The organism is Geodermatophilus sp. SYSU D00079 (genome assembly GCF_054050635.1).
This window is the reverse complement of the sequence record NZ_JBJGZS010000007.1, coordinates 1-12,527: the sequence shown is the minus strand read 5'-3', so window position 1 is coordinate 12,527 and position 12,527 is coordinate 1. Positions and strand designations below refer to the sequence as shown.

The 12,527-nt window shown below is 73.8% G+C and carries 13 protein-coding genes; 11 read left to right on the top strand and 2 right to left on the bottom strand.

Annotated elements, in window-relative coordinates:
• Positions 1-28 precede the first annotated feature (28 nt).
• Positions 29-913 (bottom strand): sigma-70 family RNA polymerase sigma factor, encoded by an 885-nt coding sequence (locus tag ACI79E_RS08235; RefSeq protein ID WP_456932039.1) that lies wholly within the window; start codon positions 911-913, stop codon positions 29-31.
• An 84-nt stretch (positions 914-997) separates the two neighbouring features.
• Here ACI79E_RS08235 and ACI79E_RS08230 point away from each other — a divergent pair, with 84 nt between their 5' ends.
• The 3 genes from ACI79E_RS08230 (at position 998) to ACI79E_RS08220 (ending at position 2,671) form a co-directional block, all read left to right on the top strand.
• Positions 998-1,399 carry a VOC family protein gene (locus tag ACI79E_RS08230; RefSeq protein ID WP_456932038.1) on the top strand — a complete coding sequence of 134 codons (402 nt, stop codon included), beginning with the start codon at positions 998-1,000 and terminating at the stop codon, positions 1,397-1,399.
• Positions 1,400-1,434: 35 nt separating this feature from the next.
• Positions 1,435-1,860, top strand: coding sequence for a cupin domain-containing protein (locus ACI79E_RS08225; protein ID WP_456932037.1), 426 nt, complete (start codon positions 1,435-1,437; stop codon positions 1,858-1,860).
• Between the two features lie 253 nt (positions 1,861-2,113).
• Positions 2,114-2,671, top strand: coding sequence for a dihydrofolate reductase family protein (locus ACI79E_RS08220; protein ID WP_456932036.1), 558 nt, complete (start codon positions 2,114-2,116; stop codon positions 2,669-2,671).
• 58 nt (positions 2,672-2,729) lie between these two features.
• Here the strand turns inward: ACI79E_RS08220 and ychF are convergent, their stop codons facing one another.
• Positions 2,730-3,803 carry a redox-regulated ATPase YchF gene (gene ychF, locus ACI79E_RS08215; protein ID WP_456932035.1) on the bottom strand — a complete coding sequence of 358 codons (1,074 nt, stop codon included), beginning with the start codon at positions 3,801-3,803 and terminating at the stop codon, positions 2,730-2,732.
• Positions 3,804-3,994: 191 nt separating this feature from the next.
• Here ychF and ACI79E_RS08210 point away from each other — a divergent pair, with 191 nt between their 5' ends.
• The 8 genes from ACI79E_RS08210 to ACI79E_RS08175 all read left to right on the top strand — a co-directional run bounded on the left by ACI79E_RS08210 (position 3,995) and on the right by ACI79E_RS08175 (position 12,415).
• The gene (locus ACI79E_RS08210) at positions 3,995-5,275 is read left to right on the top strand and encodes an acyl-CoA dehydrogenase family protein (protein WP_456932034.1); all 1,281 of its coding nucleotides are present in this window, start codon (positions 3,995-3,997) and stop codon (positions 5,273-5,275) included.
• Positions 5,272-6,315, top strand: a complete 1,044-nt coding sequence (locus tag ACI79E_RS08205) for a phosphotransferase family protein (protein ID WP_456932033.1) — start codon at positions 5,272-5,274, stop codon at positions 6,313-6,315. The genes ACI79E_RS08210 and ACI79E_RS08205 overlap by 4 nt, the downstream gene beginning before the upstream one ends.
• Positions 6,316-6,448: 133 nt before the next feature.
• Positions 6,449-7,498, top strand: coding sequence for an LLM class flavin-dependent oxidoreductase (locus ACI79E_RS08200; protein ID WP_456932032.1), 1,050 nt, complete (start codon positions 6,449-6,451; stop codon positions 7,496-7,498).
• On the top strand, positions 7,495-9,087 hold the full coding sequence (locus tag ACI79E_RS08195; RefSeq protein ID WP_456932031.1) for a long-chain fatty acid--CoA ligase: 1,593 nt from the start codon (positions 7,495-7,497) through the stop codon (positions 9,085-9,087). The genes ACI79E_RS08200 and ACI79E_RS08195 overlap by 4 nt, the downstream gene beginning before the upstream one ends.
• 93 nt (positions 9,088-9,180) lie before the next feature.
• The gene (locus ACI79E_RS08190) at positions 9,181-9,981 is read left to right on the top strand and encodes an alpha/beta fold hydrolase (protein WP_456932030.1); all 801 of its coding nucleotides are present in this window, start codon (positions 9,181-9,183) and stop codon (positions 9,979-9,981) included.
• Positions 9,978-10,712: an SDR family NAD(P)-dependent oxidoreductase gene (locus ACI79E_RS08185; RefSeq protein WP_456932029.1), complete on the top strand. Its 735-nt coding sequence runs from the start codon at positions 9,978-9,980 to the stop codon at positions 10,710-10,712. Before ACI79E_RS08190 ends, ACI79E_RS08185 begins: the two co-directional genes overlap by 4 nt.
• A 135-nt stretch (positions 10,713-10,847) precedes the next feature.
• Positions 10,848-11,273, top strand: a complete 426-nt coding sequence (locus tag ACI79E_RS08180) for a nuclear transport factor 2 family protein (protein WP_456932028.1) — start codon at positions 10,848-10,850, stop codon at positions 11,271-11,273.
• 50 nt (positions 11,274-11,323) lie between these two features.
• Positions 11,324-12,415, top strand: a complete 1,092-nt coding sequence (locus ACI79E_RS08175; protein WP_456932027.1) for an LLM class flavin-dependent oxidoreductase — start codon at positions 11,324-11,326, stop codon at positions 12,413-12,415.
• Positions 12,416-12,527 lie beyond the last annotated feature (112 nt).

The following is a 12,527-nucleotide window of genomic DNA, read 5'->3' as shown; positions in this document are numbered from 1 at the left end:
ACTGGCGGGGCCACGAGCCCGGCGGCGCTCAGGTCTCGAGCAGCACGACGTCGAGGGCGGCGAGGACGACCGGGTCCGAGACGACCTCCACCGCGACGATCCGACCGCCGGACACGACGAACTCCAGCGCCCCGCGGAGCCGGCCGTCCGACACGAACCCGGCACCGACGGCTCCGTCGAGCAGCGCGGCGCGCGCGGCCTGCGCCTTGCCGAGGAAGGCACGGGCGACCGCCTCGCGGCCGCTGAGCCGCTCGAGCCCGCCGAGGTCGGGGACGGCGGCGTCGGCCCGGAGCACGACATCCGGGTCGAGGACGGCCAGCAGCCCCGCGAAGTCCCCCTCGCGTGCGGCGGCGAGGAACGCCTGCACCACCTCCTGACGGCGCCCGGCGTCCGAGGCACCCGCGGCGTCCGGAGCCGCCCCCTGCACCCGGCGCCGGGCACGGCTGGCGAGCTGGCGCGCAGCGGCCGGGCTCCGGTCGAGGACGGCCGCGACGTCGGCGAACGGGACGGCGAAGAGGTCGTGCAGCACGAACGCGAGTCGCTCCGGGGGCGTCAGCGTGTCCAGCACGACGAGCAGCGCGAGGCCGACGGAGTCGGCCAGCACCGCCTCACCCTCCGGCTCGGGCCCGCCCTCGGGGTCCGCCACGTCCGGCCCCAGCGGCTCCTCCCGGCGCGCGCTCCGGTGGCGCAGCATGTCAAGGCACACCCGGCCGACGACCGTGGTCAGCCAGCCGCCCAGGTTGTCCACGCCGGTGACCCCGTTGCGCTGCACGCGCAGCCACGCCTCCTGGACGGCGTCGTCGGCCTCGTCGGTGGAGCCGAGGATGCGGCGCGCGACCGCTCGCAGGTGGACGCGGTGCGCCTGGAACTGCTCCGCCAGCAACCTCTCGGCTCGTTCCGGGTCCTCGCCCACCGGTCACATCCTCCCGCCGCGGTCCGTCAGTGCTGTGACGGCGCCGACCGCGTCGTTGTGACAGCCAGTGGAGGAGAACCGCCCGTGGACACTCGTGAGCACACCCACGCCACGCTGGGCAGCGTCCGGTACCTGGTCGACGACGTCGATCTCGCCGTCGCGTTCTACGCGGGCCGACTCGGCTTCGCTCTCCGGGCCGACGCCCGGCCGGCCCTCGCCGAGCTGGTGCGGGGCGCGCTACGGCTGCTCGTCAGCGGCCCGGCCAGCACGGCAGGACGGCCCGGACCCGACGGCCGCACACCGGCGCCCGGCGGCTGGAACCGCATCCACCTCGTCGTGGACGACCTCGACGCCGAGGTGAGGCGGCTGCGCGCCGCGGGCGTCGTCTTCCGCAACGACGTCGTGACCGGCCCCGGAGGCCGGCAGGTCCTGGTCGAGGACCCCGCCGGCAACCCCGTCGAGCTGTTCGAACCCGCCGGCGCCTGACCGCGCCGCCCACCGAGGACCCCGAGGAGAAGGCCATGCCGGTCGACCTCCGCAGCACCGTCCTCCTGCGCAGTGAGGACAGCCACGGCCTCCTGTCCGTCGTGGAGAACGTCGTCCCGCCCCGCAGCGCGGGGCCGCCGCTGCACCGCCACGACTTCGACGAGACCTTCTACGTCCTGGGCGGCGAGCTCGTCTTCCGCGTCGGCGAGGCACTCCTCGCCCGGACCGCGGGACAACTGGCCTTCGCCCCGCGCGGCGCGGCGCACGCACTGGCCAACCGCCGTGACGCCGCAGCGCGGTACCTGCTCGTGTGCACCCCCGCCGGCTTCGAGCGCCAGTTCGCCCGCACAGCCGCGCAGGTGCACGGCACCGAGCCGCCGGCGTGGGCGCTCCAGCCGGTCCCGGACGTCGCCTGGCTGGGCCCGCCCATCCTGCAGGAGGTCCTCGACCCCCTGGGGTGATCCTCCGGGCGCGACGCAGTGAGCGGTGCGGTCCTCGTGACGACGCCGGACCACCTCCCCTCACGGGAGGTGCCGACACACGGACCGGATCCGGAGGCTCCGGGACGGTGCAGGTGCACCCACGACGCGGGCCGCGGTCCGTACCGGACCCGACGGTACGGGCCGGCCGCCCGATCGATGAGTTCCGGGTCCCGCGCCGGTCACCGCCTCCAGACCGCCAGGGAACGGACGACCTCGTACCCGAAGGGGACGCATGGCCTCGCTCATCTACGGGATGATCACCTCGCTCGACGGCTACGCCGAGGCAGCCGAGGGCGACCTCGGCACCGGAGCCGAGGACCCGGAGGTGCACACCTTCATCGGCGACCGCTTCCGGCCCGTCGGCACGTACCTCTACGGCCGACGCATGTACGAGACGATGGTCTTCTGGGAGACCGCGCACACCCTGCCCGACGCGCCGCCGCACATCGTGCAGTACGCGCGCGACTGGCAGGCCGCGGAGAAGGTCGTCTACTCCACGACGCTGGAGTCGGTGTCGAGCGAGAGGACCAGGATCGAGCGGACCTTCGACCCGGACGCGGTCCGCCGGCTCAAGGCCGAGGCCGACCACGACCTCACCGTCGACGGCCCGACTCTCGCTGCCCAGGCGATCGCGGCCGGCCTGGTGGACGAGTACCACCTCTTCGTCACGACGAGCGTGGTCGGCGGCGGCAAGCGGTTCTTCCCCGACGGCGTGCGCCTCGATCTGGAGCTGCTCGAGGAGCGTGCCTTCGACAGCGGACTGGTCTACCTGCGCTACCGGACCCGCTGAGCCGCATCGGGTGATGAGCCAGCGCGACGGCGGCGGGAGGGGCGCGCTCGTCCGAGGGTCAGACGTTGAAGCGGAACTCCACGACGTCGCCGTCGGCCATGACGTAGTCCTTGCCCTCCATGCGGACCCAGCCGCGGGCCTTGGCCTCCTGCATCGACCCGGCCTCCACGAGCTGGTCGAAGGAGACGATCTCGGCCTTGATGAAGCCGCGCTGGAAGTCGGTGTGGATGACGCCGGCCGCCTGGGGCGCGGTCGCCCCGACCGGGATCGTCCAGGCGCGGGCCTCCTTGGGCCCGGCGGTCAGGTAGGTCTGCAGGCCGAGGGTCGCGAAGCCGACGCGGGCCAGCTGGTGCAGCCCGGGCTCCTCCTGGCCGATGCCGGCGAGCAGCTCGGCGGCCTCCTCCTCGGGCAGCTCGGCGAGCTCGGCCTCGATCTTGGCGTCCATGAGGATCGCCTCGGCCGGCGCGACCATCGCCCGCAGCGAGGAGATCAGCTCCTCGTTGGCCAGCTCCTCCTCGTCCACGTTGAACACGTAGAGGAAGGGCTTGGTGGTCAGCAGGCTCAGCTCGCGCAGCGGCTCGGGGTCGACGCCGGCGGCGAACAGGGTCCGGCCCTCGTCGAGCACCTTCTGCGCGTCGAGGGCGGCGGACAGCAGCGCGGCGCGCTCCTTGTCCTTCTTCGCCTCCTTCTCCAGCCGCGGGAGCGCCTTCTCCAGCGTCTGCATGTCGGCGAGGACGAGCTCGGTGTTGATCGTCTCGATGTCGTCGGCCGGGTCGACCTTGCCCTCGACGTGCACCACGTCGGGGTCGGTGAACACCCGGATCACCTGGCAGATCGCGTCGCTCTCCCGGATGTTGGCCAGGAACTTGTTGCCGAGCCCCGCCCCCTCGGACGCGCCGCGCACGATGCCGGCGATGTCGACGAACGACACCGTCGCCGGGATGACCTTCTGAGAGCCGAAGAGCTCCGCCAGCTTCCCCAGCCGCGGGTCCGGGACGCCGACCACACCGACGTTGGGCTCGATGGTGGCGAACGGGTAGTTCGCGGCCAGGACGTCGTTCTTGGTCAGCGCGTTGAACAGCGTCGACTTGCCGACGTTGGGCAGCCCGACGATGCCGATGGTGAGACTCACGGAAGTCGAGGGTACGGCCCCGGTCCGGCGCCCCCGTCGGGCCGCCCGACCCCCTTGTGCATCCCTACAACCGGCACCGCGCCGGGCGCTGGCCGCCCCTGCGGCCGCTTCCTAGCGTCGTCTCCGTCGGGGCAGGAGCTACGGCACCCGGCCGTCGACGACCCCCGCGCGAAGCTGATCGAGGAGGCCGCATGGCCTGGGACTTCTCCACCGAGCCGGACTTCGCCGCGAAGCTGGACTGGGCCCGCGAGTTCGTCCGCACGGAGATCTACCCGCTGGAGACCCTGGACCTCGACCACGCCGAGTTCCGCCGGCTGGCCGCTCCCCTGCAGGAGCAGGTGAAGGAGCAGCAGCTGTGGGCCGCCCACCTGGACCCGGCGCTCGGTGGCCAGGGGTACGGGCAGCTCCGCCTGGGGCTGCTCCACGAGATCCTCGGGACGACGGAGCTCGCGCCCTACGTCTTCGGCTGCCAGGCGCCGGACTCCGGCAACGCCGAGCTGCTCGCCATCGCCGGCACCGAGGAGCAGAAGCAGCGGTGGATGCACCCGCTGCTCGACGGCCGGCTGCTCAGCGCCTTCTCGATGACCGAGCAGGGCACCGGCTCCGACCCGCGCCAGTTCACCAGCAACGCCCGGCTGGTGGACGGCGAGTGGGTGCTCAACGGGCGGAAGTGGTTCGTCGGCAACGCCGGCCGCGCCGACTTCCACATCGTCATGGCGGTCACCGAGCCCGACGCCCCGCCGCACCAGCGGATGTCGATGCTGATCGTCCCGCGGTCGACGCCGGGCATCGGGATCCGGGAGCTCGGCCTGATGAACGACACCGACGGCCGGCACCCCGTGTGGTCGCACTGCGAGGTCACCTACGACGACGTCCGCGTGCCCGCGGAGAACCTGCTGGGTGAACGCGGGCAGGCCTTCACCCTGGCGCAGAAGCGCCTCGGCCCCGGCCGCATCCACCACTGCATGCGCTGGATCGGCGTCTGCCGGCGCGCGTTCGACATGCTCTGCGAGCGCGCGGTCAGCATCGACGTCCACGGCAGCCTGCTGTCGGAGAAGCAGACGGTGCAGAACTGGGTCGCCGACTCCAAGGCCGCGATCGAGGCGGCCCGGCTGCTCACCCTGCAGGCGGCCTGGAAGATCGACCAGGTCGGCGCGTCCGCGGCCCGCACCGAGATCGCGATGATCAAGTACCACGGCGCGACCGTGCTGCACGACGTCATCGACCGGGCGATCCAGGTACACGGCTCGCTGGGCTTCTCCACCGACATGCCGCTGGAGCAGATGTACCGGTGGGCGCGGGCGGCCCGCATCTACGACGGTCCCGACGAGGTGCACCGGGTGACCGTCGCCCGGCGGGTGCTGCGCGACTACACGCCCCGGGCGGTCCCCACCGAGCACGTCCCCACCCGGCGCGCCGAGGCCCTCGCCCGCTTCCGCGACCACCTCGAGGTCGCCGTGGCCGCCCAGTGACCGGCACGACGACGGGCACCCGGGTGGCCGACGCGCTCGCGGAGTGGCTCGGCCGCCACACCGGCTCGCCCGGCCCGTGGGAGCTGGCCCGCCTGACCGGGGGCAACTCCAACGAGACGTGCCTGGTCCGCGGGGACGGCGTCGAGTACGTGCTGCGCCGCCCACCGCGGCACGCGCTGTCGACGTCGGCGCACAGCGTCGCGCGCGAGCACCGGCTGCTCACCGCGCTCGCCGGCACCGCCGTCCCCGCTCCGGCGCCGGTCGCGCTGTGCGAGGACCCCGCCGTCCCCCTCGCGCCCTTCCTGCTGATGGAGCGCGTCCCCGACGCCGTGTCGATCACCGACACACTGCCGCCGGCCTACGCCGGCGACCCCGCCGCTCCGGTCGCGCTCGCCGACGCCGTGGTCGACGCGCTGGCCGCCGTCCACCGGGTGGACTGGCGCGCGGCCGGGCTGGAGGGGTTCGGCCGGCCCGAGCAGTTCCTCGCCCGGCAGGTGCCCCGCTGGTACGGGCAGTGGCAGTCCATCGCCCGCCGGCCGCTCCCCCGCATGGAGGCGCTCGCCCGGTGGCTGGAGGACCACCGCCCCGCCGACCCGCCCCCGGCACTGGTGCACGGCGACTACCACCTCGACAACTGCCTGTTCTCCACGGCCGGCCCGCGGCTGCTCGCCGTCATCGACTGGGAGATGGCCACCATCGGCGCGCCCCTGCTCGACCTGGGCCTGCTGCTGGCCTTCTGGGGGCCGCGGCCGGTGACTCCCTGCGCCATGCCGCGGATCCAGGCGGTCTCCCGCGTGCCGGCCGCCCCGCCCCGCGAGCACCTGCTGGCCCGGTACGAGCAGGCCACCGGGGCCGCCGTCCCCGACCTGCCCTACTACCAGGGGCTGGCCTTCTTCAAGCTCGCCGCCATCGTCGAGGCCGCCTACACCCAGCACCTGGGCGGGCAGCTGCAGACCGAGTACGCCGCCGCGCTGGAGGACGACGTCCCCGCGCTGCTGGAGGAGGCGGCCGCGACCGTGGGCCTGGGCGCCGCCGGCTGAGACCCGGCCCGTTGGAGGGGGCTACAACCGCGCCCGCACCCGACCGGTGACGGCTCCCGGCGTCCCGCCCCAGGCTGTGCCGCGACGATCCCCGCCCGGGGCGGGGCCGGTGAGCACCTCGAGGGAGACGCCCGTGAGCGAGCGCGACTGCACCTTCGGCCTCTGGTACGACTTCCGGAACCCCGCGCGCTGGCCGCGCTCCTTCAGCACCCTCTACGCCGAGGCGCTGGACCAGATCGCCTGGGCCGAGTCGCTCGGGATCGGCTCGGTGTGGCTGACCGAGCACCACTTCGTCGAGGACGGCTACACCCCCTCCCCCTTCGTCCTGGCCTCGGCGATCGGCCAGCGCACCAGCACCATGCGGATCGGGACCAACCTCATCGTCGCCCCGCTGCACAACCCGGTCCGGCTGGCCGAGGACGCCGCGACCGTCTCGCTGCTGACCGGTGGGCGCTTCGACCTCGGCCTGGGCCAGGGGTACTGGGCGCCGGAGTTCGCCGCCTTCGGCCGCGAGCTCAAGCAGCGCCCGAGCCTGCTCGAGGAGAGCATCGAGCTGATCCGGCGGGCCTGGTCCGGGTCGCGGGAGCCCTACGAGGGCAGGCGGTTCCGCCTGCCCGGCGTCCCGGTCACCCCGGTCCCGGAGCAGACGCCGCGCATCCTGGTCGGGGCGATGGCCGACCCGGCGATCGAGCGCGCCGCCCGCATCGGCGACGGGTTCCTCAGCACGCAGAACGCCCACCAGCCGTCCTACCTCGACGCCCTGGAGCGCCTCGGCAAGCCGGTCGAGGAGGGCCGCATCTACGCCGGGCAGTGGGCCGTGATCGCCGACGACCCGGAGCGCACCTGGGCCCGCATCGGGGAGCACGCCCTGTACCAGATCAACAACTACGTCACCTGGGGCGCCTTCGGCCCGCCCGGCCAGGTGCCCGAGTTCGCCGACCCCGACCAGCTCGTCGCCGGCGGCGCGTTCACGCTGTGGGACCCGGCGACGGCGGTCGACGAGCTCACCGCCCTGCTGCGCGAGCGCCCCCAGATCAAGGACGTGCACTTCTGGGCGCAGCTGCCCGGTGAGTCCGTGGAGAGCGGATCGGAACGGATCGAGGTCCTCGCCACCAAGGTGGTGCCGCAGGTGCGGCAGCGGCTGGCGGCCGAGGCCGAGGCCGAGGCCGTGGTGGCCGGATGAGCAGCCCCCTGCTGATCACCGGCTTCGTCCGGCGGGCCCGCGACTTCTTCGGCGACCGGGAGGTGGTCGAGTACCGCGCGGGCACCGAGGTGCACCGCTACACCCACCGCGAGCACCACGACCGCGTCATCCGCCTGGCCGGGGCGCTGGTGCGGCTCGGGGTCCGCCCCGGCGACCGGGTGGCCACCCTGGCCTGGAACCACCACCGGCACCTGGAGCTCTACTCGGCCGTCCCGCTGGCCGGCGCGGTGCTGCACACGGTGAACCTGCGCCTGGACCCGGGCGAGATCGCCTACATCGTCGAGCACGCGGAGGACAGGGTGGTCGTCGTCGACCGCTCCCTCCTGCCGCTGCTGGAGCAGGCGCGCGCCCGGCGTCCGGACCTGCTCGTCGTCGTCACCGACGGCGCGGACGGCGAGCCCGGGCTGCTCGACCACGAGGACCTCGTGGCCACCGGCCCGGAGCTCGACGCCCCGCCCGCGGTCGACGAGGAGGCGCTGGCCGCGCTCTGCTACACCTCGGGCACCACCGGGCCGCCCAAGGGCGTCGGCTACTCCCACCGCGCCCTCTACCTGCACACCTTCGCCGCCTGCCTCGCCGACGGGCACGCCATCTCCGAGCGGGACACGGTGCTGCACGTGGTCCCGATGTTCCACGCCAACGCCTGGGGCATCCCGTTCGCCGCGCTGATGGCCGGTGCCCGCCAGGTGCTCCCCGGCCCGCACCCGACCCCGCCGGACATCGCCCGCATCATCGAGGCCGAGCGGGTCACCTACGTGGGCATGGTCCCCACGGTCGCCGTGGACCTGGCCCGTCACGCCAGGGCCACCGGCGCCGACCTCAGCAGCCTCCGGGCCCTCGTCCTGGGCGGTTCCACCCCCAGCCTGGAGCTCATCCGCACCCTGGAGTGCGACCTCGGCGTCCCGGTCTACCAGGGCTGGGGCATGACCGAGATCTCGCCCATGGGCACGTTCGCCCGGCCCCCGGCCGGCACCGACGGCGACCCCGCCGCCCGCCACGCCCACGTCCGCACGCAGGGCCGGCTGCTGCCCGGCCTGGAGTGGCGGCTGGTCGACGACGAGCTGCGCGACGTCCCGCACGACGGCGTGCACCGCGGTGAGCTGCTGATGCGCGGGCCCTGGGTGGCGACCCGGTACTTCCGCGACGAGCACCCCGAGTCCTTCCACCAGGGGTGGCTGCGCACCGGGGACATCGCCACCATCACCCCCGACGGGTGGCTGGAGATCGTCGACCGCAGCAAGGACCTCATCAAGAGCGGCGGGGAGTGGATCAGCTCCGTCGAGCTGGAGCAGGCGCTGCTGTCCCACCCCGCCGTCCGGGAGGCGGCCGTGGTCGCCGTGCCGCACGAGCGCTGGCAGGAGCGGCCGCTGGCCCTGGTGGTGCTCGACGACGGCGCCGCGGCCGGTCCGGAGGAACTGCTGGACCACCTGCGGGACCGGGTGCCCGGCTGGTGGCTGCCCGAACGGGTGCTCGTCGTCCCGGAGCTGCCGCGGACCAGCGTCGGCAAGATCGACAAGAAACGCCTCCGCGCGACCGTGCCGCCGTCCGGGTCCGCGCCCTCGTTGTAGGGGTCTCCAACGCCGCTCGGCACCGACCGGTGCCCCGCGCCCGCCGGCGCCCCTAGCGTCCGCCGCACCGTTGCGAGCCTGGAGGGAGACACCATGGCGTTCCTGGAGGTCGAGGGGACTCGGCGCATCTACTTCGAGCACCACAAGGGGTCCGGCCGCCCGATCGTGCTGATCCACGGCTGGGGCATGGCCACCCGCTGCTGGGACGGCGTCCTGCCCGCCCTGCGGGCCCACGGCAACACGGTTGTCACCCTCGACCACCGCGCCTGCGGCCGCTCGGACAAGGACTTCGACGACGTCAGCACCGCGGCCATCGGCGCCGACGTGGCCCGGCTGTGCGAGGAGCTGTCCCTGGACGCCCCCGTGCTCAACGGCTGGTCCTTCGGCGGGGCGGTGGCCGTGGAGGCCGCGGCCCGGCTCGGGTCGAACCTCTCCGGGCTGGTCCTGACCGGCGGCGCCACCCCGCGCTACACCGCCGCACCGGACTGGCCGCACGGCGGCGGCGTGGCCGACGTCGAGGCGGTGCTCGCCGGCGTGGAGAGCGACCCCGCCACGACGTTCAAGGGGGTGGCCTCCGCGGTCTGCGCGGCCCCGGTCAGCCCCGAGGTCGTCGACTGGATGTGGGCGATGTTCCTCGAGATGGGGCCGCGCGGCACCGACTCGCTGCGGGACCTCGCCGAGCTGGACCAGCGCAAGACCCTCGCGACGATCGAGGCGCCGGTCCTGGTGCTGCACGGCCGGCAGGACGCCTTCGTGCCGTTCTCCGGCGCCGAGGCCGCCGTGGGCCTGTGGCCGGACGCCCGGCTGGTCGAGTTCGAGCACAGCGGGCACGCCCCGTTCATCGAGGAGCGCGACAAGTACCTCGCGGAGCTGGTCGGCTTCCTCGACCGGTGAGCGCGACGACGCAGCGGGTGCGCACCTGGCTGGTCACCGGCGGGTCGCGTGGCATCGGCCGCGCCGTCGCCGACCGGGCGGCCGCGCTCGGGGACCGGGTGGCGACCCTCGCCCGGTCCCCGAGCGGGGACGCCGAGGCCCCCGGGCGGCTGGCGGTCACCGCCGACGTCACCGACGCGGCATCGGTGCGGGCCGGGCTCGACGCCGTGCGCGAGCGGTTCGGGTCGCTGGACGTCGTCGTCAACTGCGCCGGCGTCCACCGCGGCGGCCGGGTCGAGGACCTCGCGCGCGAGGCCTGGGACGAGGTCCTCGGCACCAACCTCAGCGGGGCCTTCGAGGTCTGCCGCGCCGCGGTCCCCCTGCTGGGTCCCGGCTCGGCGGTGGTCAACGTCGGCGCGGTCGTGGGCCTGCGCGGCTTCCCCGGGGACGTCGCCTACGGCTCGGCCAAGGCCGGGCTCAGCGGGCTCACCCAGGTGCTGGCCGTCGAGCTCGCGCCGCGCGGGATCCGGGTCAACCTCGTCATCCCGGGGTTCGTGGACACCGAGATGACCGCCGGGCTCAGCGGCCGGGCCCGGGACCGGATCCTGGCGGCCATCCCGGCCGGGCGGGTCGGCACCGCCGAGGAGATCGCCGACGTCGTCGTCGCCGTGGCCGGCGCCAGTTACATGACCGGGGCCACGGTGCCGGTGGACGGCGGGCTGCTGGCCTCCTTCGGCGGCACGGCCCGCTAGCGGTTGTGCGGACCTCCAACCGCCTCGGCGCACGGGGATGGTCCGCCCCTCCCGCCGTCCCTAGCGTCGGGACACCGCTGCAGGCACGGCCCGCCGGGACGCCGGTGGCCTCCCCACCGAGACGAGGAGTGGCGCATGAGCACCCAGCAGGAGACCCGCAGCCGCGAGGAGGCGAACAAGGCGCTGGTCGCGGAGTTCATGGAGGTGTTCTCCACCGGCGACGTCGAGGGGATCCTGTCCTTCCTGGCGGACTCGGCCACCTGGTGGGTCGCCGGCAGCATCGAGGGGATCTCCGGCACCAAGGACAAGGCCGCGTTCGGCGAGATGCTGTCCTCGCTGTCCGGCCTGGCCACCACCGGGGCCATCCGCCTCACCCCGCACGCCTGGACCGCCGAGGGCGACCGCGTGGCCGTGGAGACCGAGTCCTACTGCGAGCTTCGCAACGGCCGCGTCTACAACAACGCCTACCACTTCCTCTTCACCGTCCGGGACGGCCGGATCCAGAGCGTCAAGGAGTACCTGGACACCGAGCACACCCGCGCGGTGTTCGCCACCCCCTGACCGTCCCGCCCGCCCCGCCCCACCCGGAACCCCACCAGAGGAGATCGTCCATGGACGTCGGTGTGCTGCTCGTCTTCCAGAACTGGTTCGAGGACATGAGTGACGAGGAGGTCTTCACCCGGGACCTCAACCTCGGCGTGCTCGCCGAGGAGTACGGGTTCGACTCGGTGTGGTCGGCCGAGCACCACTTCGACGACTACTCGATGTGCCCGGACAACCTGCAGATCATGGCCTACCTGGCCGCACGCACCTCGCGGGTCAAGCTGGGCACCGGGGCGGTGATCCTGCCGTGGAACGACCCGCTCCGCGTCGTCGAGAAGGCGATCATGCTCGACCACATGTCCCAGGGCCGGGTGCTGCTGGGCATGGGCCGCGGGCTGGCGAAGATGGAGTACGAGGGCTTCCACACCGACATGGGCTCGGCGCGCGAGCGCTTCGACGAGGCCGCGGCGATGGTGATCCGCGGCCTGCACGACGGCTTCGTGCAGAACGACGGCCCGCTCTACCCGCAGCCCCGCGTCGCCGTGCGCCCTGGGCCCAGCAGCACGCGGACGTGGGACGGCCGGCTCTTCGGCGTGGCGATGTCCCCGGACTCCATCCCGCCGATCGCCGACCTCGGCGTCCAGCTGATGACGTTCATGCAGTACGACATCGAGACCCACGCCGAGGCGCTGAACCGCTGGCGGGACCTGCACCAGGAGAAGCACGGCCGGCTCCCCGGCCCGCCCCTGCTGCAGGACTTCACCTACTGCCACGAGGACGAGGAGGAGGCCCGCCGCGTGGCGCAGGAGTACATCTCCAAGTACTTCCTGTCGGTCATCAAGCACTACGACTTCGCCGGGAAGCACTGGCGGGAGACCAAGGGCTACGAGGCCTACCAGGCCGGCGCCGACATGATCCGGGAGGCCGGCATGGAGGCCGCCGCGGCCGCCTACGTCGAGGCCAACGTCTACGGGACGCCGGAGCAGATCGTGGAGAAGTACGCCCACCGCCGCGACGTGGTGGGGGACTTCCTGGCCAACGCGGCGTTCTCCTACGCGGGGCTGCCCTACGACAAGGTCGAGGCCAGCCTCAAGCTGTTCGGGGAGAAGGTGGTCCCCGAGCTGCACAAGATGAAGGCCAAGACCCCGGTCGGCGTCTGACCGGGTCCGGGGGGGGGGGGGGCCCCCCCGCCCCGCCCCCCCGCCCCCGCGCGGGGGCCCCCGCCCCCCCCCCCACCCCCCCCCCCCCCCCCCCCCCCCCACACCCCCCACC

Bases quoted from the DNA above. Each gene is read 5' to 3' on its own strand.
- ACI79E_RS08210 (WP_456932034.1), top strand. From the start codon at position 3,995: ATGGCCTGGGACTTCTCCACCGAGCCGGACTTCGCCGCGAAGCTGGAC.
- ACI79E_RS08175 (WP_456932027.1), top strand. From the start codon at position 11,324: ATGGACGTCGGTGTGCTGCTCGTCTTCCAGAACTGGTTCGAGGACATG.
- ACI79E_RS08190 (WP_456932030.1), top strand. From the start codon at position 9,181: ATGGCGTTCCTGGAGGTCGAGGGGACTCGGCGCATCTACTTCGAGCAC.
- ACI79E_RS08195 (WP_456932031.1), top strand. From the start codon at position 7,495: ATGAGCAGCCCCCTGCTGATCACCGGCTTCGTCCGGCGGGCCCGCGAC.
- ACI79E_RS08220 (WP_456932036.1), top strand. From the start codon at position 2,114: ATGGCCTCGCTCATCTACGGGATGATCACCTCGCTCGACGGCTACGCC.
- ACI79E_RS08225 (WP_456932037.1), top strand. From the start codon at position 1,435: ATGCCGGTCGACCTCCGCAGCACCGTCCTCCTGCGCAGTGAGGACAGC.
- ACI79E_RS08180 (WP_456932028.1), top strand. From the start codon at position 10,848: ATGAGCACCCAGCAGGAGACCCGCAGCCGCGAGGAGGCGAACAAGGCG.